18 protein-coding genes, 1 other RNA gene and 1 other annotated feature are annotated in these 24,072 nt (G+C 43.9%); of the genes, 15 read left to right on the top strand and 4 right to left on the bottom strand.

Annotated features, from left to right (window positions below):
- Nucleotides 1–5 precede the first annotated feature (5 nt).
- From queA to yajC, 3 genes are all read left to right on the top strand, one after another.
- Nucleotides 6–1,034 (top strand): tRNA preQ1(34) S-adenosylmethionine ribosyltransferase-isomerase QueA, encoded by a 1,029-nt coding sequence (queA, locus tag RH061_RS16910; protein WP_311071916.1) that lies wholly within the window; start codon nt 6–8, stop codon nt 1,032–1,034.
- A gap of 59 nt (nt 1,035–1,093) precedes the next feature.
- Nucleotides 1,094–2,233: a tRNA guanosine(34) transglycosylase Tgt gene (tgt, locus tag RH061_RS16905; RefSeq protein ID WP_311071914.1), complete on the top strand. Its 1,140-nt coding sequence runs from the start codon at nt 1,094–1,096 to the stop codon at nt 2,231–2,233.
- A 71-nt stretch (nt 2,234–2,304) separates the two neighbouring features.
- Entirely contained in the window at nt 2,305–2,580 is a 276-nt protein-coding gene (yajC, locus tag RH061_RS16900; protein ID WP_311071912.1) for a preprotein translocase subunit YajC, read from the top strand.
- A 193-nt stretch (nt 2,581–2,773) separates the two neighbouring features.
- Here yajC and RH061_RS16895 read toward each other — a convergent pair whose 3' ends face one another.
- Nucleotides 2,774–3,160, bottom strand: coding sequence for a TIGR04086 family membrane protein (locus RH061_RS16895; RefSeq protein ID WP_167832839.1), 387 nt, complete (start codon nt 3,158–3,160; stop codon nt 2,774–2,776).
- 187 nt (nt 3,161–3,347) lie between these two features.
- On the opposite strand from RH061_RS16895, the gene RH061_RS16890 reads away from it, so the two are divergent.
- Entirely contained in the window at nt 3,348–4,010 is a 663-nt protein-coding gene (locus RH061_RS16890; protein ID WP_311071911.1) for a DUF421 domain-containing protein, read from the top strand.
- Between the two features lie 31 nt (nt 4,011–4,041).
- Here the strand turns inward: RH061_RS16890 and spoVB are convergent, their stop codons facing one another.
- Nucleotides 4,042–5,595 (bottom strand): stage V sporulation protein B, encoded by a 1,554-nt coding sequence (gene spoVB, locus RH061_RS16885; RefSeq protein ID WP_311071909.1) that lies wholly within the window; start codon nt 5,593–5,595, stop codon nt 4,042–4,044.
- A 123-nt stretch (nt 5,596–5,718) separates the two neighbouring features.
- On the opposite strand from spoVB, the gene RH061_RS16880 reads away from it, so the two are divergent.
- The 8 genes from RH061_RS16880 (at nt 5,719) to dtd (ending at nt 16,418) form a co-directional block, all read left to right on the top strand.
- Nucleotides 5,719–6,015 (top strand): post-transcriptional regulator, encoded by a 297-nt coding sequence (locus RH061_RS16880; RefSeq protein ID WP_311071907.1) that lies wholly within the window; start codon nt 5,719–5,721, stop codon nt 6,013–6,015.
- A gap of 618 nt (nt 6,016–6,633) precedes the next feature.
- On the top strand, nt 6,634–8,898 hold the full coding sequence (secDF, locus tag RH061_RS16875) for a protein translocase subunit SecDF (RefSeq protein WP_311071905.1): 2,265 nt from the start codon (nt 6,634–6,636) through the stop codon (nt 8,896–8,898).
- Between the two features lie 163 nt (nt 8,899–9,061).
- Entirely contained in the window at nt 9,062–9,985 is a 924-nt protein-coding gene (locus tag RH061_RS16870; protein ID WP_311071903.1) for a cation diffusion facilitator family transporter, read from the top strand.
- A 21-nt stretch (nt 9,986–10,006) separates the two neighbouring features.
- Nucleotides 10,007–10,321 carry a LapA family protein gene (locus tag RH061_RS16865; protein WP_311071901.1) on the top strand — a complete coding sequence of 105 codons (315 nt, stop codon included), beginning with the start codon at nt 10,007–10,009 and terminating at the stop codon, nt 10,319–10,321.
- Between the two features lie 155 nt (nt 10,322–10,476).
- On the top strand, nt 10,477–12,843 hold the full coding sequence (gene recJ / locus RH061_RS16860) for a single-stranded-DNA-specific exonuclease RecJ (RefSeq protein ID WP_311071898.1): 2,367 nt from the start codon (nt 10,477–10,479) through the stop codon (nt 12,841–12,843).
- Nucleotides 12,834–13,346: an adenine phosphoribosyltransferase gene (locus RH061_RS16855; RefSeq protein WP_167832846.1), complete on the top strand. Its 513-nt coding sequence runs from the start codon at nt 12,834–12,836 to the stop codon at nt 13,344–13,346. Before recJ ends, RH061_RS16855 begins: the two co-directional genes overlap by 10 nt.
- Before the next feature lie 405 nt (nt 13,347–13,751).
- Entirely contained in the window at nt 13,752–15,944 is a 2,193-nt protein-coding gene (locus RH061_RS16850; RefSeq protein WP_311071895.1) for a RelA/SpoT family protein, read from the top strand.
- Nucleotides 15,945–15,977: 33 nt separating this feature from the next.
- A complete protein-coding gene (dtd, locus tag RH061_RS16845) occupies nt 15,978–16,418 on the top strand; it encodes a D-aminoacyl-tRNA deacylase (protein ID WP_311071893.1) in 441 nt (146 codons plus the stop codon).
- Between the two features lie 416 nt (nt 16,419–16,834).
- Here dtd and RH061_RS16840 read toward each other — a convergent pair whose 3' ends face one another.
- Nucleotides 16,835–18,604, bottom strand: coding sequence for an N-acetylmuramoyl-L-alanine amidase family protein (locus tag RH061_RS16840; RefSeq protein WP_311071892.1), 1,770 nt, complete (start codon nt 18,602–18,604; stop codon nt 16,835–16,837).
- A 427-nt stretch (nt 18,605–19,031) separates the two neighbouring features.
- Nucleotides 19,032–19,269 (top strand) — a binding site (T-box leader).
- 176 nt (nt 19,270–19,445) lie between these two features.
- Between RH061_RS16840 and hisS the strand changes: the two genes are divergently transcribed.
- The 3 genes from hisS to ssrS all read left to right on the top strand — a co-directional run bounded on the left by hisS (nt 19,446) and on the right by ssrS (nt 22,762).
- Nucleotides 19,446–20,723: a histidine--tRNA ligase gene (gene hisS, locus RH061_RS16835; RefSeq protein ID WP_311071891.1), complete on the top strand. Its 1,278-nt coding sequence runs from the start codon at nt 19,446–19,448 to the stop codon at nt 20,721–20,723.
- Between the two features lie 13 nt (nt 20,724–20,736).
- Nucleotides 20,737–22,512: an aspartate--tRNA ligase gene (gene aspS / locus RH061_RS16830; RefSeq protein WP_311071890.1), complete on the top strand. Its 1,776-nt coding sequence runs from the start codon at nt 20,737–20,739 to the stop codon at nt 22,510–22,512.
- A gap of 62 nt (nt 22,513–22,574) precedes the next feature.
- Nucleotides 22,575–22,762, top strand: a non-coding RNA gene (ssrS, locus tag RH061_RS16825) — 6S RNA.
- A 66-nt stretch (nt 22,763–22,828) separates the two neighbouring features.
- Here ssrS and RH061_RS16820 read toward each other — a convergent pair.
- A protein-coding gene (locus tag RH061_RS16820) for an IS3 family transposase (RefSeq protein WP_311070725.1) occupies nt 22,829–24,009 on the bottom strand; the annotation gives its coding sequence in 2 pieces (ribosomal slippage) (nt 22,829–23,721 and nt 23,721–24,009; 1,182 coding nt in all).
- Nucleotides 24,010–24,072 lie beyond the last annotated feature (63 nt).

Here is a 24,072-nt window from a genome sequence, read left to right as displayed (position 1 = left end):
ACAACATGAAAGTAGATTTGTTTGATTTCCATTTACCTGAGGAACTGATTGCCCAGACTCCGCTTGAACAGAGAGCGGAAAGCAGGCTGATGGTCTTAAATAAAGAATCGGGCCATTTAGAACATGATATTTTCAAGAATATCAAAAGCTATCTTAAACCGGGTGATTGCCTCGTGCTGAATGACACGAAAGTTCTTCCGGCAAGGCTTTTTGGCATGAAAGAGGACACGGGTGCCAAAATTGAAGTCCTTCTTCTGAAGCAGCTTGAGGGAGATGAGTGGGAAACACTTGTGAAACCCGCAAAGAGAGTAAAGGAAGGCACGAAAATTATCTTTGGCGACGGCCTATTGACCGCGGAATGCACCGGGGAAGCAGAACACGGCGGCAGGAATCTTAAGTTTTCATATAGCGGCATTTTTTATGAAGTGCTTGAACAGCTGGGTGAGATGCCTCTTCCTCCTTATATTAAGGAGCAGCTGGAGGATAAGGACAGATACCAGACTGTGTTCGCGAGAGAAAGAGGCTCGGCCGCAGCTCCAACTGCAGGCTTGCATTTTACCGAGGAATTGCTGGAAGAACTCAAGGAAATGGGCGTCCATATCGCCTTCATTACCCTTCATGTCGGGCTGGGAACATTCAGGCCTGTCAGTGTGGATTCCATTGAGGAACATGATATGCATTCTGAATTTTACCAGGTGACTGAAGGAACGGCATTGCTGTTGAATACAGTCCGCGAACAAGGAGGCCGGATCATCACGGTTGGAACGACTTCGACACGGACCCTGGAGACGATTGCAACTGCCAATGATGGTAAATTTGTCGCTGAAAATGGATGGACGAATATCTTCATTTATCCTGGCTATGAATTTAAGGCAATCGACGGCATGATTACGAATTTCCACTTGCCAAAGTCGACATTGATCATGCTTGTAAGTGCTTTGGCTGGACGGGAAAATGTCCTTAGTGCCTATAATAAAGCAGTAGAAGAACGGTATCGCTTTTTCAGCTTTGGCGATGCGATGCTGATTTTATAGTTCTATCTTTGTAAAATAAACACTTAATTGAAATTGGACTTCTGGAAGGAGCTTAAACATTGTCAGCAATCCGTTATGAATTAATTAAAACCTGTAAGCAGACAGGAGCAAGGCTTGGGCGTGTCCATACACCGCACGGTTCTTTTGAAACTCCAGTCTTCATGCCCGTTGGTACACTGGCAACAGTCAAAACGATGTCCCCTGAGGAACTGGTCCAGATGGGTGCAGGGATTATCCTGAGCAATACCTATCATCTGTGGCTTAGGCCGGGACATGAGATCGTCAAGGAAGCAGGCGGCCTGCATAAATTCATGAACTGGGACCGTGCCATCCTTACCGATTCAGGCGGTTTCCAGGTATTTTCCTTGAGCGAGTTCAGAAAGATCGAAGAAGAAGGCGTCCATTTCCGCAACCATTTAAATGGGGACAAGCTTTTCCTGTCACCGGAAAAGGCAATGGAAATCCAGAACGCTCTAGGTTCAGATATCATGATGGCATTCGATGAATGTCCTCCATACCCTGCTGAATATGATTACATGAAGAAATCTGTAGAGCGGACTTCACGCTGGGCAGAGCGTTGTCTGACAGCCCATCAGCGTCCGCAGGACCAGGGGTTATTCGGGATTGTACAGGGCGGAGAATATGAAGAACTGCGAAAGCAGAGCGCCAAAGACCTTGTTTCAATGGACTTCCCGGGTTATGCAGTTGGCGGACTGTCAGTCGGCGAACCGAAGGATGTCATGAACAGGGTTCTTGATTTCACCACTCCATGGCTGCCATCCGATAAGCCGCGCTATTTGATGGGAGTAGGTTCTCCGGATTCCTTGATCGATGGGGCCATTCGCGGAATCGATATGTTCGACTGTGTATTGCCTACACGTATCGCTCGAAATGGTACATTGATGACGAGTGAAGGAAGGCTGGTTGTCAAAAACGCGAAATTCGCGCGCGACTTCGGACCATTGGATCCAAACTGTGATTGCTATACTTGCAAAAATTACAGCAGGGCATACATCCGCCACCTGATCAAAACAGATGAAACCTTCGGAATCAGACTTACTTCTTATCATAATCTACATTTTCTGATAAACTTAATGGAGCAGGTCAGACAGGCGATCCGTGAAGACCGTCTGGGGGACTTTAGGGATGAGTTTTTTGAGCAATACGGTTTCAATAAGCCGAACGCCAAAAACTTCTAAATAAACTGCTCTTCAATAAGGCTGTTCTCGCATGGCGTCAACAGCCCATTACATGAAAGGAGGGGAAATGAATGGAAGGATTAGTAGGTACAGTATTCCCGCTATTGCTGATGTTTGTACTATTCTATTTCTTGTTGATCCGCCCTCAGCAAAAGAGGCAGAAAGCGGTTCAGCAAATGCAAAGTGACCTTCAAAAAGGTGACAAGGTAGTAACGATCGGCGGTCTGCATGGAATTGTCGATGCACTTGATGAAGGAACTGTTGTCATCAAATGTGGAGACGGAAGCCGTCTTACATATGACCGCGCGGCAATCCGCGACGTCAGGGAATCAGCAGCAGGGGTATAACACGAAAAGTGGAAGCGCCTTGGTCAGCCCCGACAAGCGTTGGAAGGCCGACCGGTGAAGTCGTTCTTTGACTTCATTGGGCGGACTGAAACGACTCGAGGGGCTAGGCGCTGGAGCTGGACATTTATCGAAGTGTAAAATGTACTAGCAATTTTACTACCAAAAAAAGAAGCGAACCCGGTTCGCTTCTTTTTTATGCCTTCGATGGCCCGCCTACGATGTTTACACCAAGTATGCCGCCCATCATTGCTGTAAGAATATAGCAGATATGATAGATGATTTGTTCAACTGAAAACAGGCTGTCATAACCCAGGTATTGGAACAGGAAAATAATTAAAGAATATACCAGGCCTGTAGCTCCTCCAATCATCCAGCCTTTTTCTTTTCCATTCCCGCCAGTGATAAAGCCGCCGATGAAAATGGATAAAAAAGAAATGGATGTCATGACGTACTGAAGTGAAGATTCCTGGACGGAAGTGAACTTTAAAAGAAGAGAAAATATCAAACTGCTCACGATTGCCAGAAGAAATATGGCGATCACCCCGTACAGCACGGCCCTTCCTAAACTTTTGGATTCCATTAACCCCTCTCCTCTCTGATCTAATCCCTCTAAACGAGAATTGCCTAGTACAAGCATATTCACAGAAAAGGACAAATAGAATCAGTTTTTATTCAAGAAATCCGTTAAAAAAATCCGAAAGGATAAGTATTTTTTTAGTTGTAAGTTAAAGACTAAAGAGGAATGCTGTGTGAAGGGCGGGGGAAAGTTGGAACATTATTTCATCATCCTTTTTAGGACTGTTCTCCTTTATTTATTGATTTTGTTGATTTTCCGCTTAATGGGAAAAAGAGAAATCGGTGAATTAAGCATCCTGGATTTGGTTGTCTACATCATGATTGCCGAAATGGCTTCCCTGGCCATTGAAAACACAAAAGACCCATTAGTTAACACTCTTCTTCCAATTAGTGTGCTTGTCATCATCCAGATCACATTGGCGATGTTGTCTCTTAAAAGCAAAAAGTTCAGGGATATCGTCGACGGGAAGCCGACAATCATCATCAATGATGGAAAAATCGATGAGAAAGCAATGCGGTCGCAAAGATATAATTTTGACGATCTGCTTCTTCAATTGCGAGAAAAGGATGTAGGCGATATTGCCGATGTAGAGTATGCCATTTTGGAGCCATCAGGGACCTTATCCATTTTTCAAAAGAATCAGGGAGAACAGGAAGGGCAGCAGGACAGCAGCAGCCTCGCACTTCCGTTAATCATCGATGGCGAGGTCCAGGAAGATAATCTCGGAATGATTGATAAATCGAGTTCCTGGCTGCTGGAGCAGCTGAGTAAACAGGGTTATAAAGATCCAGGAGAGATTTCTTTTTGCAGCTACCAAAATGGAAAATTCTATATTGATTTAAAGGACAAATAAAAACGTGGAGACAATGTCCACGTTTTTTTATTTACTTCTTTAAAAATGATATTAATACAGATTTCAATTTAGAAAGCTCATTTCTCCTGATCAAACCAAGTGCTACTGAAAGGGAAATGTATAGGATGCTTACAGTCCCTGCATTAATAAGAATCCTTACTGCCAATGAAAGATTTTGATCCAGCCAATCCCAGAGCATGAAGCCTAGTAAACCTGAAAGAATGATAACTGCCAACACTTTTATATAATCTTTTACATAAAAGGTGAAAGAAACAGCCTTAAGCATGGTAGCGAAATGGAGGAGGGTGATGAGCACGATTCCCATGACCATACCGAGGGCTACGCCATTGATACCAAAAGCAGGCTGGCTTGCCAGCAGGAAGATGACAGCCGTCTTGGCCAGATTTCCGATCAAGCTGTTGATCATCGCAGCTCTCGCCAAATCAAGAGCCTGCAACGCTGCCTGCAGCGGCCCCTGGAAATAGTAGAACAAGAAGAATGGCGCCATCAGCTTGATGAATTGGGAACCGTTTGATGTGCCGTACATCAATGTCATTAGCGGTTCAGCCAGTACATATAAAACGACAATCGCCAGGCCGCCTGTCAAAAGAGAAAAACGCAAAGATTGCTGCAAAAGATGTTCGATCACCTTCATTTTCTTTTGGGAGTTCGCTTCACTGATTGCCGGTACAAGTGAGGTGGACAGCGAATACGTGATGAATGATGGTAACAAAAGCAATGGCATCGCGAAACCAGTCAATGCGCCATATTGTTTGGTGGCAGCCACGGCGGCCACACCGGCGATCGCCAGACTGTGCGCCACCACGATTGGTTCAAAAAACCATGAAACTGAGCCAATCAATCTTGATCCAGTAGTAGGCAGCGCAATTTTCATTAGGTCATTAAAAGTGGATTTGCCGGAATTGACAAATTGAAAGAAATTTTTCCGAAGGCGGAAACTTTTCCTGAGCTTAAAGGTTGTCATCAAGTAGATTAATGAAATGAGCTCTCCAATTACAGACGCAATCATGGCGCCTGCTGCAGCATATTCTATACCATACGGCATGAAGGCTTTTGTCAATACAGCAATCAAGGTAATCCGGACAAGCTGCTCGATCACCTGTGATATCGCAGAAGGTCGCATATTCTGCCTTCCCTGGAAGTATCCGCGCAGAACAGATGAGATTGCTACGATCGGAACAATTGGAGCGATAGCAAGTAGCGGCCACTGCGTCCTTGGATCCGTGAACAATGTCTCGGATAAGTACGGAGCAAGGAAAATCAGCGCCGGTGTAAAGATAATCGATAAAGATATAGTGGTTGCAAGGGAAACGACAAGGATTTTCTTGATTTTGCGGAAGTCGCCTTTTGCCTCAGCTTCAGCCACATTCTTTGATATCGCAACTGGGAGTCCCAGCTGAGTAATCGTCACGACAAGCACCATTGTAGGGAAGGCCATCATGTAAAGACCAACACCTTCCTCCCCGATGAAACGGGCGATGACAATCCGATTTATGAAACCAAGCACCCTCGTGACAAGCCCGGCTATAAGTAAAATAAATGTTCCTTTTAAAAACTTTGACATTCCGCTCCCTGCCTTCTCAAAAATGCTTATTTCATATACAATTAACTATATGCAAGAAAGTGGACAAAGCATGACAAGGTTAAAACATTAAAAGACTAGAAAATTGGACGAGGAGGCCAGGGGATGAATCCAAATCATCAATACGGGCGGTTTTACAAACAGATAAAACCGGCTCTGGTAAGTAAAATTGAAGAATTCAAAATATTCGGATACGAGCAAGTTGGAGAAAAAGAATTATGGGATTATCTCACGAAGAAAAAGTGGAAAAAACCTAAAGATGAAATACAAATGTACGAATTAGTAGCTGACATTCTATCAGCCAAAATTGGCGATGTCATGAACTTCACAACTGTTGAAGCATTTAAATTAGGTGATTTTACGATGGATGATGAAGAAGAACGGAAAGAGTTGCTTAAATGATGGGCTTTTTGTTCCTGAGATTGTGCTGATATTTCCTCCCATAGTTTAATGGACATTTGGTGCGAGGGATATTATTGAAATGTCTAATAAATGGACTATTATAGACAGTTTGAGTGTTGGACACTTGCGAAATGTGTGAAAAGAAGGGATTAATAGACATTTTGAGCAAGGGATATCTGAGAAATGTCAATAAAAAGGGTGTTAATAGACATTTTGAGTAGGGAATACCTGAGAAATGTCTAAAAAGAGGGGATTAATAGACATTTTGAGTAGGGAATACCTGAGAAATGTCTAAAAAGAGGGGATTAATAGACATTTTGAGCAGGGGATATCTGAGAAATGTCTATAAAAAGGGTGTTAATAGACATTTTGAGAAGGGAACACCTGAGAAATGTCTAAAAAGAGGTTGTTAATAGACATTTTGGGCAGGGGGCACCTGTGAAATGTCTAAAATGAGAGATTATTCCCTGTGTAGGAACGGAAAAAGCTTAATTGACAGTTTTTTTAAACTGTTACATAATTAGAATGCTATAAATTGGCTACTTTCTATTTTTTAGTCTTATTGTTTAATTTGTCTGGCAGCATGTTTGTGCGAAGAATAAGGAGGATTTATACATAATGGTAAAACGCAGCCGCATCGTGGCCTTCTTTTTGCTGGTTATTTTAATCGGAAGCGCCATGGGTGCAACAACCCAGAATATATTGAAAGATATCAAGCTCGGCCTTGATCTGCAGGGTGGTTTTGAGGTTCTTTATGAAGTGACGCCACTGGAGAAGGGGCAGGAAATCGACCGGGAGACGTTAACAAGTACAGCTGAGGCGCTTGAGCGAAGGGTCAACGTCCTTGGAGTCAGTGAACCGAATATCCAGATTGAAGGGGATAACCGGATTCGTGTGCAGCTAGCTGGTGTAAAAGACCAGAATAAAGCGCGTGAAATCCTTTCTACTGAAGCGAACCTTACCTTCCGTGACGTGAACGACCGCGTCATGATGGATGGCGGTGACTTGGAGGAAAATGGTGCAAAGCAAAGCTTTGACCAGCAGAACAAGCCAAGTATCTCGATTACGTTAAAAGATGGGGACCAATTCGGTGAAATCACGAAGGAAATCCGTGATATGGCCCCTGAGAACCAGCTGATCATCTGGCTTGATTTCGAAGAAGGAAAAGATTCCTATAAGGAAGAAAGGATGAAGCCTGATCCTAAGTTCCTTTCCAATCCGAATGTTGATAAGATCCTGAACCAAAAGAATGTTGAAATCACTGGTAATTTTACAATCGAAGAAGCCCAGCAGCTTGCTTCACTGCTTAACGCCGGATCACTGCCGGTTAATCTAGAAGAAACTTACTCTACTTCTGTAGGAGCGAAGTTCGGTGAACAGGCTCTAAATGAAACGATTTTCGCTGGAATCATCGGTATTCTTGCAGTTTTCGTCTTCATGCTGGCTTTATACCGTATCCCTGGTATTGTTGCCGTTATTACGTTATCAATTTACGTTTACCTCATCCTGCTAGTCTTTGACTGGATGAATGGTGTCCTGACATTGCCTGGTATTGCAGCATTGATTCTCGGTGTCGGTATGGCGGTAGATGCCAATATCATCACGTATGAGCGGATTAAAGAAGAATTGAAGGTTGGCCGCAATATTAAAGCGGCATTTGACGCGGGAAGTAAAGGCTCATTGTCTACAATCTTTGATGCCAACATCACGACATTGCTAGCGGCTATTGTTTTATTCGCATATGGTACAAGCTCTGTAAAAGGCTTTGCGACCATGCTGATCATCAGTATCCTGGCAAGCTTCATCACCGCAGTCTTTGGTGCACGCTTGTTCCTTGGTTTACTAGTGAACAGCGGATTATTCAAAAACAAGCCAAGCTTGTTCGGCGTGAAGCCTAGCGAAGTCCATGATATTTCTGAAGGCTTGGATTCACTTGATTTAAAAACTAGATTCGATCGTTTCGATTTCATTAAGACCCGCAACAAATTCTTTACGGCATCAGCCGTATTGATCGGACTGGGCTTGATTGCAGTCCTCGCATTCCGCCTAAACCTTGGAATTGATTTCGCAAGTGGAACAAGGGTGGAAGTGCTGTCTGATAATAAGCTAACAGCCGAACAATTGAAGGATAAACTGGCGGAAGTCGACCTGGAAACAGATGATATTGTCATTTCCGGAGAAAACAATGAAATAGGGGTTGCTAGGTTTAAGGGGGTTTTATCCAAGGATGAGATTTCTGAGCTTAAATCCCACTTTAAAGAAGAATTCGGAGCCGAGCCCAATGTAGGAACTGTTTCACCAACAATCGGTAAAGAATTGGCGAAAAATGCAATGATTGCAATTGCAATTGCTTCCGTAGGGATCATTATCTACGTAACGGTCCGATTTGAGATTTACATGGCACTTGCTGCTATTATCGCATTGCTCCATGATGCCTTCTTTATCATTGTTCTATTCAGTCTCACGAGGCTTGAAGTGGATATTACCTTCATAGCTGCCGTCCTGACAATTGTTGGTTATTCAATCAATGATACGATTGTTACTTTTGACAGGATGCGCGAGAATATGGAGAAGAAGAAACGTTTGAAAACACCACAAGACATTGCGGATGTTGTAAATACTGCTCTACGCCAGACGCTCGGCCGTTCAGTCAATACAATCCTGACTGTTGTCATCACAGTCGTGGCTCTGTTGATCTTCGGCAGTGCATCGATCTGGAATTTCTCTTTCGCTCTCCTGGTCGGCCTTATTGCCGGTACGTATTCCTCCATTTTCATCGCAGCACAGCTGTGGTATGTATGGAAAAATAAAGAGCTTAAGAAGAAAGGCACTATCAAGACTTATAAGGAAAAGAAAGTCTACTCAGATGAGCCTCAAGTATAAAATAAGCACATTCGAAATACCACGGATTTTTCCGTGGTATTTTTTATTTCTGGTTAGAACACCCATTTTTCAGGATAAAATAAAAGGAATGCCGCCAGACTAAACATGCTGAGAAAAAGCATGAGATCATCATATAACCTTTGCAAGGGGAGGGATTTTGCTATTGGAAAAAGATGTTCGTTTTAAGAAAGCCGAATTTGCAGCAATGGTTGGCGTAGTGGGAAATATCGTACTGGCAGGGTTGAAGTGGGGTGTCGGGATTTACGCGAACAGTAAAGCGCTTGTAGCGGATGCTGTCCATTCTGCTTCAGATGTAGCTGGTTCATTAGCTGTATACATAGGTCTCAAGGCTGCAAAAGCACCGCCAGATGAAGACCATCCATATGGCCATGGAAAGGCCGAATCCATTGCTGCAATCATTGTAGCAGTGTTATTGATGCTTGTTGGTGTAGAGATTGGCAGATCTTCGATAGAATCATTCTTTCATCCTATTGAACCCCCGAAATCAATAGCAATTGTTGCTGTTGTTGTTTCAATTATCGTAAAAGAGGGAATGTTCAGGTACAAATTCAAATTGGGTAAACAATTGAAAAGTGATGCCCTGATCGTCAATGCATATGAGCATCGTTCGGATGTCTACTCTTCGATAGCAGCACTTATTGGGATTAGCGCTGCCGTCCTGGGAGGAATATTTGAAATAGGATGGCTTGTATACGCCGACCCGGTTACCGGTCTGCTTGTTGCATTGCTGGTCATCAGGATGGCATGGAAGCTTGGCAAGGAGTCGATTCACAACACGCTTGACCATGTCCTGCACGATGAGGATACGGAAGAATTCAGGACGGTTGTACAGTCCATACCAGAAGTGAAAAAATTGGATGAATTACATGCCAGGGAACATGGCCATTACGTTATCATTGATTTGAAAATATCTGTTGATCCACATATTACCGTGGAGCAGGGCCATCGGATTGGTAAAAGTGTAAAGAAGAAACTGATGGAAAACAAAAATGTCCAAAATGTTCTGGTCCATATAAATCCGTTCAGTGAGAATGGAACTTCCGAAGATGGCGTAGATATTCAATAATTCTCGGGGGGAGGAGATTCTATGAAGTTTCAATGGACGTTACTGCTGGGGCTAGCTTTTGCATTGATTGTTGCTGTATTTGCCGTCATCAATGTCGACTCAGTAACAGTAAACTATTTATTCGGGGAATCTGAATGGCCGTTAATTTTAGTGATCTTAGGTTCTGTCTTGATGGGCGGGATCATCGTTGGCTCTGTCGGCCTGTTCAGGATGTTTGTGCTTCAACGCGAAGTAAAATCATTGAGGAAGAAAAACAGTTTATTAGAACAGCAGCTGGCACAAAAGGAAACAGCCCAGGAAGATACAGCACAACATCAAATAGAAGATATCCATTAGACCAGTTAAAATGGCAGCATTCAAATGTGCTGCCATTTTATTATATTTTATTACTCTTCCATTAGTCCCAAGAATTTTAAGCCCCTTATTAGCATTCATTGTCATTGAAACCCTCTCTCTGCTTTTGTATAATGAAAAAGCTGAGAGGTGAACGTATGTTAAAGCCAAAATCAAGGTGGATTGTGAAAAAATCCGACCAGACAATAATAGATTCACTCGCCAAGGACTTGAACATAACTCATCTGACTGCTTCTCTGTTAGTCAATCGCGGACTGGATACCGTGGAAGATGCCCGGTATTTTTTATTTGGAGCAAAAAGCGAATTCCATGATCCCTTTTTGCTCAAGGACATGGATAAGGCAGTTGAGCGGATCAATGAGGCTATCAAAACGCAGGAGCCCATTTTAGTATTCGGTGATTATGATGCAGATGGAGTGAGCAGTACGACGGTCATGATGAAAGCCCTGGACGAGCTTGGGGCGAATGCCGACTACTACATACCGAACCGTTTTACAGAAGGATACGGTCCTAATGAAAAAGCGTTCCGCAGTGCCGCAGACAGCGGAGTTGGTTTGATCATCACTGTTGATACGGGCATTTCTGCTCTTCATGAAGCTTCTGTTGCCAAAGAGGTAGGCATCGACTTGGTTATAACGGACCATCATGAACCTGGACCGGTTCTGCCGGATGCATTTGCGATCATCCATCCAAAGCTGGAAGACAGTGTATACCCTTTCAAGGATCTGGCTGGAGTCGGAGTTGCCTTTAAGGTAGCGCATGCACTGCTAAAAAGGGTGCCGGAGCATTTGCTGGAATATGCGGCTATCGGGACAATTGCCGACCTTGTACCGCTCATGGGAGAGAACAGGCTGATTGCCACGAGGGGAATTGAGAAATTGAAGTCGAGCCAGACGCCTGGTTTGAATGCACTGCTTAAACTCGCTAAGACGGATAGATCTTCCATTGATGAAGAAACGATTGGGTTCATGATAGGGCCGAGGGTTAACGCCGCGGGTAGACTTGGCAGCGCGGATCCTGCTGTCCAATTAATGATGACACAAGATCCGGAAGAAGCGATGATGCTTGCGGAAGAAATTGATTCAATCAATAAAGAGCGTCAAAACATAGTCTCACAAATTGCTGAAGAAGCAGTTGCTGAAGTGGAAATGAATTTTCCTATAAAAGATAATTCAGTCCTAGTCGTCGGCAAAGAAGGCTGGAACGCAGGAGTCATTGGGATCGTAGCATCCAAGCTGGTTGAAAAATACTACCGGCCAACGATTGTTCTTAGTTTTGACAATGAAAAGGGACTTGCCAAGGGTTCAGCACGCAGTATTGCAGGGTTCGATCTCTTTAAAAATCTATCAACCTGCAGAGACATCCTGCCGCATTTTGGCGGACATCCGATGGCTGCGGGCATGACATTGAATTTAAGTGATGTGGATGAATTAAGGAAAAGATTGAATTCACTCGCAAAAGAGCAGCTGAAAGAAGAAGATTTAATTCCTGTATCCCATATCGATGCCAGTATAGAAGTTAAAGAGATTACGATTGAAACCATAAATGAACTCGGAATGCTTTCACCATATGGTGTCAGCAACCCTAAGCCCAAGGTCATGATCGAGGCGGCTAATATTTCAACCCTCAGAAAGATCGGGGCGGATCAGTCACATTTAAAGCTGGCGCTGGAAGAGGAAGGCAATGTGATCGATGGAATTGGCTTCGGTTTTGGCCATCTTCATGATCATATTTCACCTAGTTCCAAGCTGTCGGTCATTGGCGAACTGTCTATCAATGAATGGAACAATATCAAGAAGCCGCAGATCTTCCTCAGGGATGTAGCGGTCAAATCCTGGCAGCTATTCGATTTCCGCGGACTTAAAAGACTGGACAAGCTTCCTGACATGATTCCAGGGGATCATATCAAATGGATTCTCTTTAATCCCGACTTGAAAAATAAGTTTTCACCTATTATCGGAGACTCATTGGAAGTGGTAACTGCCGAGGATCAGGCTCAACAGATCGAACTTGATCAATCATATGTTGTTTTATTGGATCTGCCTCCTTCCAAAGAGATTCTGGAGAATTTATTTTCCGGGAAAAATCCGGGAAGGGTATATGTCCATTTTTACAAAGAAAGCAGCGATTTCTTCACGACGATGCCAACCCGTGAGCACTTCAAATGGTTCTACGCGTTCCTTGCAAAGAAAGGGCCATTTGATCTGAAAAGGTATGGCGACGATCTGGCCAAGCATAGAGGGTGGACAAAAGAAACAGTAGATTTCATGTCGCAGGTGTTTTTTGAACTAGATTTTGTTAAAATAAACAATGGGTTTATTTCACTAGAAGAAAATGTCCCCAAAAGGGATCTGACTGAATCCAAAACATATCAGCACAAGGTGCAAGCATTCACTCTTGAAAATGAATTGCTCTACTCTTCGTATGAGCAATTGAAGAATTGGTTTGACCAATTCATCCAAGAGTCGGTGAAAAATGAGGAGGCAATTATTCAATGGATTTGAAACAATTTGTAACAATCGTTCCCGATTGGCCAAAGCCCGGCATTAAATTTAAGGACATCACAACCTTAATGGACAATGGTGATGCTTATAGATATGCAACAGACCAAATCGTGGCCTATGCCCGTGAAAAGCAAATTGACCTTGTAGTCGGACCTGAAGCTCGCGGCTTCATCATCGGTTGCCCGGTTGCCTATGCACATGGAGTAGGTTTTGCTCCTGTAAGGAAGGAAGGAAAGCTTCCGCGCGAGACAATCAAAGTCAACTATGGTCTTGAATATGGCAGTGATGTGTTGACAATCCACAAGGACGCGATCAAGCCAGGACAAAGAGTCTTGATCACCGACGACCTGCTGGCTACTGGCGGAACGATTGAAGCGACGATCAAGCTAGTCGAAGAACTAGGAGGAGTTGTAGCAGGAATCGCCTTCCTGATCGAACTTACTTATCTTGACGGCCGTAATAAGCTAGATGGCTATGATATTCTAACCTTGATGCAATATTAAACAGACAGGGTGCTTCATTGCGAAGTGCCCTTTTTTTATAGAAAAAGGTATAAAAAAGAATTTTTCCAGAAATGCGCTACGATGAAATAAACTCTTAAAATTTATGGAAATAAAATATCTTTCGACAATTTTTTTAATTTCTGCTGTAAAATCTCTTCCTTTCTCTTTACATCTTCGATTTTTTCTTTGATAATAGTAACAATCCTTTATAAGAATAATTATTGTATATAGAGGGTTTTGCTTTTAAAAATAAGATAGCATTATTCACTTAGAGAATTGTCCAGCTCCAGCGCTTGTCGGGGCTGAACAAGGCGCTTGCGCTTTTCGTATTTTGTCGACCATTCCTTGGTTCCCGCTGGAGAGAAAATGCGGGTTAATATAAAGAAATTTAAATAAGGTGATCCTATGGCGAATGACCAGGTAATGACCGCAGAACAAGTCATTGACTGTACAAAATCATATTTGAATGATGAACATGTTGAATTGGTAAAGAAGGCATATGAGTTCGCCAGACAGGCTCATCATGATCAATTCAGGAAGTCGGGTGAACCGTACATCATCCACCCAATTCAGGTGGCAGGCATCCTGGCAGACCTCGAGATGGACCCGGCGACAGTTGCAGCCGGTTTTCTTCACGATGTCGTAGAAGATACGGATGTGACTCTTGATGATATTAGAGAGGCCTTCAACGATGAAGTGGCCATGCTTGTTGATGGCGTCACGAAGCTTGGAAAAATAAAGTACAAGTCGCATGAAGAGCAGCAGGCAGAAAATCACCGCAAGATGTTTGTAGCAATGGCTCAGGATATACGTGTCATCCTCATCAAGCTTGCTGACCGTCTTCATAACATGAGGACATTGAAGCATTTGCCGAATGAAAAGCAGCGGAGAATATCGAATGAAACGCTGGAAATTTTCGCGCCGCTGGCTCACAGGCTCGGTATATCAAAAATTAAATGGGAACTTGAAGATACGGCATTGCGCTATTTGAACCCCCAGCAATATTACCGCATTGTCAACCTGATGAAAAAGAAAAGGGCGGAGCGCGAGCAATATCTTGTTGAAGTCATTGATGAAGTTAAGGAAAGGCTGAAAGAAGTTTCAATCAAGGCTGAAATTTCAGGAAGGCCCAAGCATATTTACAGCATCTACCGTAAAATGGTACTGCAAAACAAGCAGTTCAATGAAATCTATGATCTGCTGGCTGTCAGGATAGTCGTCAATAGCATAAAAGACTGCTATGCAATCCTGGGTATCATCCATACATGCTGGAAACCGATGCCTGGCCGATTCAAAGACTATATCGCGATGCCAAAGCCGAATATGTACCAATCATTGCACACGACGGTAATTGGTCCTAAAGGCGATCCACTGGAAGTCCAGATCAGGACAGATGAAATGCACAGGATTGCTGAATTCGGGGTTGCCGCCCACTGGGCATATAAAGAGGGCAAACCAACGGATGCTTCCAACTTTGAAACGAAGCTATCATGGTTCCGGGAAATCCTTGAATTCCAGAATGACACTGCGAATGCAGAAGAATTCATGGAATCTCTTAAAATCGATCTTTTCTCGGATATGGTATTTATTTTCACGCCTAAGGGCGATGTGATCGAATTGCCTTCAGGCTCAGTACCAATCGATTTTGCCTATCGGATTCACTCTGAAATCGGCAATAAGACGATTGGTGCCAAGGTCAATGGCAAGATGGTCACTCTAGATTACCAGCTGAAGACGGGGGATATCATTGAAATCCTCACTTCCAAGCATTCCTATGGACCAAGCAAGGATTGGTTAAAGCTTGCTCAGACGTCCCAGGCCAAAAACAAGATTCGCCAATTCTTCAAGAAGCAGCAGAAGGACGAAAATGTTGAAAAGGGCCGGGAGCTTTTAGAAAAAGAAATTCGCAATATGGATTTTGAGGTTAAAGAAATTCTGACATCCGAGAACTTGAAAAAGGTTGCGGAGAAATATAATTTTACCAATGAAGAAGATCTGTTCGCTTCAATTGGGTACAATGGAATAACAGCTCTACAGGTAGCGAACAGACTGACAGAAAAGCTTCGCAAGCAGCGTGACATGGAACAGGAAAAGGATATTTCAAATGCCGTTTCCGAGCTTAAGGCATTTGCACCTGCCAAAAAGCGAGAGTCAGGGGTCCGAGTGTCGGGCATTGATAATTTGCTGATCAGGCTATCCCGCTGCTGTAATCCTGTACCTGGGGATGATATTGTAGGTTTTATCACAAAAGGCAGGGGTGTATCCGTTCACCGTTCTGATTGCACGAACATCCACACTGAGGATGCTCAGGCCAGATTGATACCGGTAGAATGGGAGACCGGCTTGAATGACCGCAAAGAGTATAATGTGGATATTGAAATCAGCGGTTATGACCGCCGAGGATTGCTGAATGAAGTCCTGCAGGCGGTTAATGAAACAAAAACCAATATTACCGCTGTTTCTGGGAAGTCTGACAAAAATAAGATGGCAACCATCAATATGTCCATCGCCATCCATAATGTCAGCCACCTGCAAAGAGTCGTCGACCGCATCAAGCAAATTCCGGATATCTATGCTGTCAGAAGGGTAATGAGTTAAGCATATTTTTTGAAAAGTGTTAGGAGATTACCGATGCGTTTAGTGATACAGAGAAGCAAAGAAGCAAAAGTGACAGTTGATGGGGAAGTAACAGGCTCCATTGATAAGGGATTTGTCATCCTTGTGGGTGTTACCCATGATGATACCGAAAAAGATGCAGCTTTTCTTGCCGAGAAGGCCGCCAATCTCAGGGTGTTTGAAGATGATGAAGGGAAGATGAACTTGTCACTCCTCGATGTAGGGGGAGAGATACTTTCAGTTTCCCAGTTTACCCTGTATGGTGACTGCCGCAAAGGCCGCCGCCCGAACTTCATGGATGCAGCGAAGCCAGCTCATGCAGAAACTGTCTATGAAGCCTTCAACACCTTCCTTGCCGAAAAAGGAATCAAGGTCGAAACCGGTGTATTCGGTGCAATGATGGACGTTCAATTGACAAATGACGGTCCAGTTACATTGATTGTCGACAGTAAATAAGTAAAAAGAGAAGGAATCCCGAGAGCGGGATTCCTTTTTTTGTTTGTGGAATCTTGCAGTGTATATAAATACCCTTATGTACAAGATTTCGATGGCAAAAGGGTATCTCTCACTCGTAAAGATACCCTTATGAAACAGGTACGTAAGTCGAAAGGGTACCTCTTGCCTGAAAAGATACCCTTATGAAACAGATACGTAAGTCGAAAGGGTACCTCTTGCCTGAAAAGATACCCTTACGAAACAGATACGTAAAGGGTAAGGGTACTTTCGCATTCTTTTGTGCAGACTCCGATGCAAAACGGTACTATTACTGTCGTTAATCCTCTCTCTGTCCACAAAAAAACTGAAGACAGCTGGGCTGTCTTCAGTCGGATTCTTCTTTAACAGATTATTCTAAAGGCTTATGGATGGTCTTCTTAATTATTCTTAAAATAGCGGGCAAGTCCTTCAAAGATCCCGTTAGCTACTGCTTCCTGATATTGAGGTGTATTGACAAGCACCTCTTCAGTAGGGTTGCTTAAATAGCCTAATTCCAGGAGGACAGCTGTCTGCTTGTTTTCCCGGATCACGTGATAGTCGCCAAATCGGGTGCCGCGATCCTTCAACATGGTTTTGCTGACGACCGATGAGTGAATTTGTTCACCCAAAGGTTTTTGTTTTGAATTGTAGTAGTATGTCGTCATGCCCCTGACAGACCGGTCATTGATGCTATCGTAATGGATACTGATAAATGCATCGGCATTATGGTAATGGGAGCTGCTGACTCTTGAGGCGAGCGAAATATATTGATCATTGTTCCTGGTTAAGATCACGTTCGTGCCTGCAGCTCTGAGCTTGTCATATAGAAGCTGAGACGTTTTTAAGGTGAGCGTCTTTTCCAAGGTACCTCTTGCACCAGTAGTCCCATTATCCCGGCCGCCGTGCCCCGGGTCAATGACAACTGTTTTATTTTTTGTGTGCTTCTCCGCTCCCGGCCTCTCTATTTGCGGCGCAGTACCTTTTACAGAAACGATCCATCCGGCTACAAACCCGCTTGTCCCATTTGGCAGCGCAATCTTATACCAATCTTTTTCGACGCTTATGATTTCAAAGCTGTCACCTTGATTGGCACGGTAAATAACTGCTGTGCCTGTGCTTGGTCCTTTACGTATGTTTGTTCCATTATGGAGCATGGAGACGCTGCTGTTTTGAACTGACTGGCTAGGTGCAGCTGCTGGTCCGTTTTTCTTTTTTTCGAAAAACCAGCCAGCTGCCCAGCCTGTTTTTCCAGCTTGATATTCAATTTTGACCCAATTATTTTGTTCATCGAGAATCTTGAAGCTTTGCCCCTTTGAAACAGAACCAACCACGCTTCCATTCAGCGAGTTTTTATCCCGAACATTCAGCTGTGAAGCAGTTACCGTGCCTGTGAACTGATCGACAGGGGCTGCTGGCTTGCTGCTGTCAGTTGTTTGTTTTCCTCCGATCTTCAAGTACTGAGCACTTACCCAGGCATTTTTCCCTGCGTATGTGATCTCGGCCCAGCCATTGGATTGGGAATGGACTGTCACAGCGGCACCATAACTTAATTGACCAACTTTACTAGAGTTCAATGAAGGCTTTTCTCTTACATTCAAGGAAGTAGCGGTGACCGTCCCGCTTGTTTTAGCACTCGCTGCCGGTGCTTCTGCAGCCTTTCCTTCTTTTACAGATATGTATTCTATTGAAACCCAGCCTCTTATATTATTAGTGCGCACTTCCGCCCAATTTCCATTGTAGCCAAGAATTTCGACAGCTTGTCCACTGTTAAAAGACCCTATTACCTGGTGGATGGTGCCTGGCCCTTTTCTTACTCTCAAACCATTGGCGTTAACGCTCCCCGAACTTTTGGAATTTGCCGAAACAGCCGGTGAAACTGCCGTCTTTGGTGATTCTTTGGCAGTAAACCATTCAGCAACCCATCCCTTCTTGCTGCCGCCAAGGCTGATCTGAATCCAATCGCCTTCTTCCTTGACGATTGAATACTTTTCTCCTTTTTTCACTGACCCTGATATCGGGTAACTTAATCCTGGCCCTGATCTTACATTCAAGCTTGTTGCCGTAATTGAGACGCTTCCGTTATCTGCTTGAGCAGAATCAAAAGCTGGAAGGCTCCCAAAAATGAGCATCAAGCAAAGAATGATAGGAACCATTTTATTTCTGGGCAATGATCTCCCTCCCTCTCATTCTCTATAAAAAATATCTTACCTGATTTTTCCGGTAAAATCACGAGGACTTTTCTCTTATATCGGTATAAACCGAAAAAAATTCAAGTGAAAAAGAATATCTTAAAATCATGAAAAATTTATACAGTCGCTGGGAAGAATAGTAAGCAATAAACATTGGAAGGTGATACCATGCGGTTCAGTGAAAAAGGAAATTCTGCATCATTTGGGGAGAATCAATTATTCGGAGTCGATTTCCACGATTTTATCCAGAAAGAACAGAGCGCCAACACGGTAGAATTAGCTTCAGAATTTGGGCTTTCTCTCCGTGATGTTAGAAAACTTAAAAAACAGATTGAACGTTCTTGAATTGTGCTTGACAAGGCCATTTGTACTCCGTATTATAATATAAATAAAATGTTATATAGAAAACATACCGTTGATGGAGCAGAGTAGCCGTGAAACAGGTGAAAAGAGAGGAAATGCCCTGGCTGAAAGCATTTCTGCACGATGACTTGGTGAATGAACACTCCGTAGGATTTTCTCTGAACATGGGCAAACCCATTATTAGGAGGAGACGTAATCAGGCGTTAACTGTTAAAGAGGAAGTGCATTCATGCGCTTCAATTAGGGTGGCACCACGGGAATACAAAGCTCTCGTCCCTTGTTATTATAGCAAGGGATTGGGGGCTTTTTTGTATTCTTTTTTTTACATAAGGCTGGTTGCATAGGAATGTTGCTTTTTGAAGGGGGCTTCATTCGTGAAGCTTCGTGCAGGATTAAAGTAAGGAAAAAAGTAATAGCCATATAAAAATGATTCGAAATGAATGGAGGAGGATGCACTGTGTCTAATCAGATCAATATCCCACGCGGAACACAGGACATTTTGCCAGGCCAGACAGAGAAATGGCAGCTCATTGAAGCGAAGGCGAGAGAACTTTGTGAAAGATATCAATATCGGGAATTAAGGACACCGATTTTCGAGCATACAGATTTATTCAAACGAAGCGTTGGCGATACAACAGATATCGTCCAGAAAGAAATGTACACTTTCACTGACAGGGGTAACCGCAGCCTGACGCTTCGTCCAGAAGGCACGGCAGCGGCTGTACGCTCTTTTGTTGAAAATAAAATGTTCGGAAGCCCTAATCAGCCAGTGAAACTCTATTACATGGGACCAATGTTCCGCTACGAACGCCCACAGGCTGGACGTTTCCGCCAGTTTGTACAGTTTGGTGTCGAGGCGATGGGAAGCGCAGACCCAGCAATCGATGCTGAGGTAATTTCCCTTGCCATGTCGCTGTATAAGGAACTTGGCTTGAAAAAGCTTAAGCTGGTCGTAAACAGCCTGGGCGATAAGGAAAGCAGAAAAGCTCACAGGGATGCTTTAGTCAGCCATTTTCAACCTCGGATCGAGGAATTTTGCGGCGACTGCCAGAACCGACTGGAAAAGAATCCGATGCGTATCCTGGATTGCAAGGCAGACCGTGACCACGAATTGATGAAATCAGCACCATCCATCATCGATTATCTGACAGATGATTCTGCTCAATATTTTAATAAAGTCACAAAGTACCTGACTGATCTTGGGATTGAATTCGAGGTCGACGCGAATCTAGTGCGCGGTTTGGATTATTATAATCACACTGCTTTCGAAATTATGAGCGATGCTGAAGGCTTTGGAGCCATCACGACGCTTTGCGGCGGCGGCAGATACAATGGTCTTGTCGAAGAAATCGGCGGACCGGAAACACCTGGGATCGGATTTGCGTTAAGCATTGAAAGATTGCTTGCAGCATTGGATGCAGAAGGTGTTGAGCTTCCTGTCAATGAAGGAATCGATTGCTATCTTGTTGCCTTGGGAGAGGAAGCGAAGGATTATACTGTGGGCTTGCTCCACAATTTGAGAATGGCAGGATTCTCTGCAGAAAGAGACTATCAGGATCGTAAAATCAAAGCCCAGTTCAAGGCTGCTGACAGAATGAATGCAAGATATGTGGCAGTGTTGGGTGAAGACGAATTAAAAGAGAAGAAGATTAACCTGAAATCAATGGCGGATGGAGAGCAAATCCAACTGCCGCTTGAGAGTTTCATTGAAAAATTCAAAGACATTTGTAAGTAGAGGGGGAGTTTCGATGTTTGGGAGATCATATTTTTGCGGTGAAGTAACGGAAGAGGCTATCGGTGAAAAGGTAACGTTGAAAGGCTGGGTGCAGAAACGCCGGGATCTTGGCGGTCTGATTTTCATCGACTTGCGTGACAGAACTGGACTTGTTCAGATTGTCTTCAATCCTGATGTGTCACCAGAAGCGCTTGCACTCGCTGAAAAGGTGCGTACAGAATACGTTCTTGATGTAAAAGGAAAGGTCATTGCCCGCAGTGAAGGAAGCGTCAATGAAAATCTAAAGACTGGAAGGATCGAAGTCCAGGCTGAAGAGCTTACAATCATCAATGAAGCGAAAACGACTCCTTTCGTGATTGCTGATAAAACAGATGTATCTGAAGATGTCCGTTTGAAATATCGTTATCTTGACCTGCGCCGTCCGGTCATGTTCGAAACATTCAAGATGAGGCACCAGGTAACGAAGGCGATCCGTAACTTCCTAGACGGAGAAGGCTTCCTTGATGTGGAAACACCGATTCTAACAAAAAGCACCCCGGAAGGAGCACGTGACTATCTGGTACCAAGCCGGGTCCATCCGGGTGAATTCTACGCTCTTCCTCAATCACCCCAGATTTTTAAACAATTGATGATGGTTGGCGGCTTTGAGCGTTATTACCAGATTGCCCGCTGCTTCCGCGATGAAGACCTGCGAGCTGACCGCCAGCCGGAATTCACGCAAATCGATATCGAAACGAGCTTCATGAGCCAGGAAGAAATCATGGGCCTTACTGAAAAAATGATGCAAAAGGTCATGAAGGATGTAAAAGGCCTGGATGTGACAGAGCCATTTCCTCGCATGAGCTATGAAGAGGCAATGAGCCGCTTTGGTTCTGATAAGCCAGATACCCGTTTTGACATGGAACTGATTGACCTTTCTGAAACGGTGAAAGAATCAGGATTCAAAGTCTTTGCTTCGGCAGTCGCGAATGGCGGTCAGGTTAAGGCAATCAATGTTAAAGGTGCGGCAGCGAACTACTCCCGAAAAGATATCGACGCTTTGACAGAGTTTGTTTCTGTATACGGTGCTAAAGGTCTAGCATGGCTGAAAGCGGAAGAAGATGGACTTAAAGGGCCTATCTCCAAGTTTTTCGGGGAAGAAGAACAAGCGGCGCTCAAGACAAAGCTTGAAGTGGAAGCTGGAGACCTCCTTCTTTTCGTAGCAGATAAAATGTCCGTGGTGGCAGACGCACTTGGAGCATTGCGCTTAAAGCTTGGTAAAGAGCTTGGCCTTATTGACCAAAGCAAATTCAACTTCCTTTGGATCACAGATTGGCCGCTATTGGAGTTCGACGAGGAAGCGGATCGTTATTTCGCTGCTCACCATCCATTCACGATGCCAGCCCGCGAAGACCTGCCTTTACTCGAGAGTGATCCTGCAAGTGTCAAGGCACAGGCATATGACCTTGTACTGAACGGCTATGAACTAGGCGGCGGATCTCTAAGGATTTTTGAGAGAGATGTTCAGGAAAAAATGTTCTCTGTCCTTGGCTTCACAAAGGAACAGGCAGTCGAGCAGTTTGGGTTCCTGCTAGAGGCGTTCGAATATGGAACCCCTCCACATGGCGGGATCGCTCTCGGTCTGGACAGGATGGTCATGCTTCTTGCTGGCCGTTCAAACCTGCGCGATACAATCGCATTCCCGAAAACAGCAAGCGCAAGCGATCTGCTGACAGAAGCTCCTGGCGAGGTAAGCGGAGCACAGCTTGATGAATTACATTTGTCACTAAATGTTAAAAAAGACCAGTAATATCCAGTGGCCATATTCTTGAACTTCATTCGAGGCTGTGGTACTATAATAACAACAAAAGAAGAGTCCTGATGTGTTCGTTGTTTAACCTGAAGTTTTGACCTAACATCTATCCTTCGGGAGTTCGCGTTTTCGGGCCGCGTAAATGCCTCTGGCTAGAGGACTTACAGAAATCCGGAACAGGGCACCCACCTGCTGAGAGCGGGTTCAAGACGAAGGCAACCAACACGACGGCACGATTGGGACTCTTCCTACATACGTAATTAAAACCATGCAGAAATGGTCATGACCCCGTCAAGTAGACAAGACAAAAAAGCTACGCAGCTAACGCGTGTCGATACTCAATCGGCGCGCGTTTCTTTAATTTCTTTTGAGTCCGTTTGTAATTGTAATGATAGATGAATTCTTCGATTGCTTGCCGTATTTCCTCTTCTGATTTACACTGTGCTATATACAACTTTTCGGATTTGAGATGTGAGAAGAATGATTCTACGCATGCGTTATCAAGGCAGTTTCCTTTGCGAGAGTGGCTGCCCTTGACGCCGAATGTCTCTAACCTATTGTTGTATGTCTTGGACGTATACTGGAAGCCTTGATCCGAATGGAGAACGGCTCCAGCTACGTCCTTTTTATTTGTCCATTCATCAACAGTTTTTAATACGAGTTCTAAATCATTTCGTTTGGATATTTGCCATGCCACGATTTCATTGTTGAATAGATCTTGAATGACCGACAGGTAATAAAACTCTTTGCCGTCAGAAACATATGTGATATCTGTTGCCATTTTCTGATTTGGACCCACCGCTTTGAAATTTCTCTTTAGGCGATTTGGACATATAACTGAAGGTGTATGGCCATGGCGTTTCCTTTTCTTCCGGATCACCGACTGTATGCCCATCTCCTTCATCAACCTGTACACTTTTTTATGGTTGATCAAAAAGTCACTTTCCTTTAACCAATCTGTTATTCGAGGACGCCCGAACTCTGGATGAATAAAATGAATGGCCATTATATGTTCTCGTACATCCTGTTCTTGTTTGAACCTTTCCTCGCGTTGTGGCAGAGTTGCTTTCCACTTATAGTAAGAGGCACGCTTGATTCTGGCGATTTCCATTAACCAGGTGACAGGGTATTTCCCCCTTAACCCTTCAATGATTTCATATTTTGCCTGACGGGTGATGTCTTCTCCTCCTTTACCAGATTTGGATACTGCTTTTTTAAGTATTCTACCTGTGCCTTCAAATAATCTCTTTCTTCTTCCACCGTTTTAAAGTTAGTACGTGGCCTTCCTTTTAAAGGGTTTGATACTCCACGCCGCTCATCAAATGACTGTCCGTTCATCCACTTCTTTACCCATACTTTAAGCTGTGTACAATTGCGGATCCCTAACTCTTCGGCCACTACCTTATAACTTTTAGATCCATTAACGTATGTTAATACTGCTTTCTGTTTGAATTCATTTGTATAACGTTGAAACTGTTGTCCTTTCTTAGCCATAGAAAAATCCCCTCCAAGTATCCATTCTTACCTCCATGGTACCATGGAGGTTTTTTTGAATGT

The sequence above is a fragment of the Mesobacillus jeotgali genome, from assembly GCF_031759225.1.
In the GTDB taxonomy this organism is placed as follows: domain Bacteria; phylum Bacillota; class Bacilli; order Bacillales; family Cytobacillaceae; genus Mesobacillus; species Mesobacillus jeotgali_B.
Note: the sequence above shows the minus strand (reverse complement) of the source record. Positions and strands in the feature narration are given on the sequence as shown.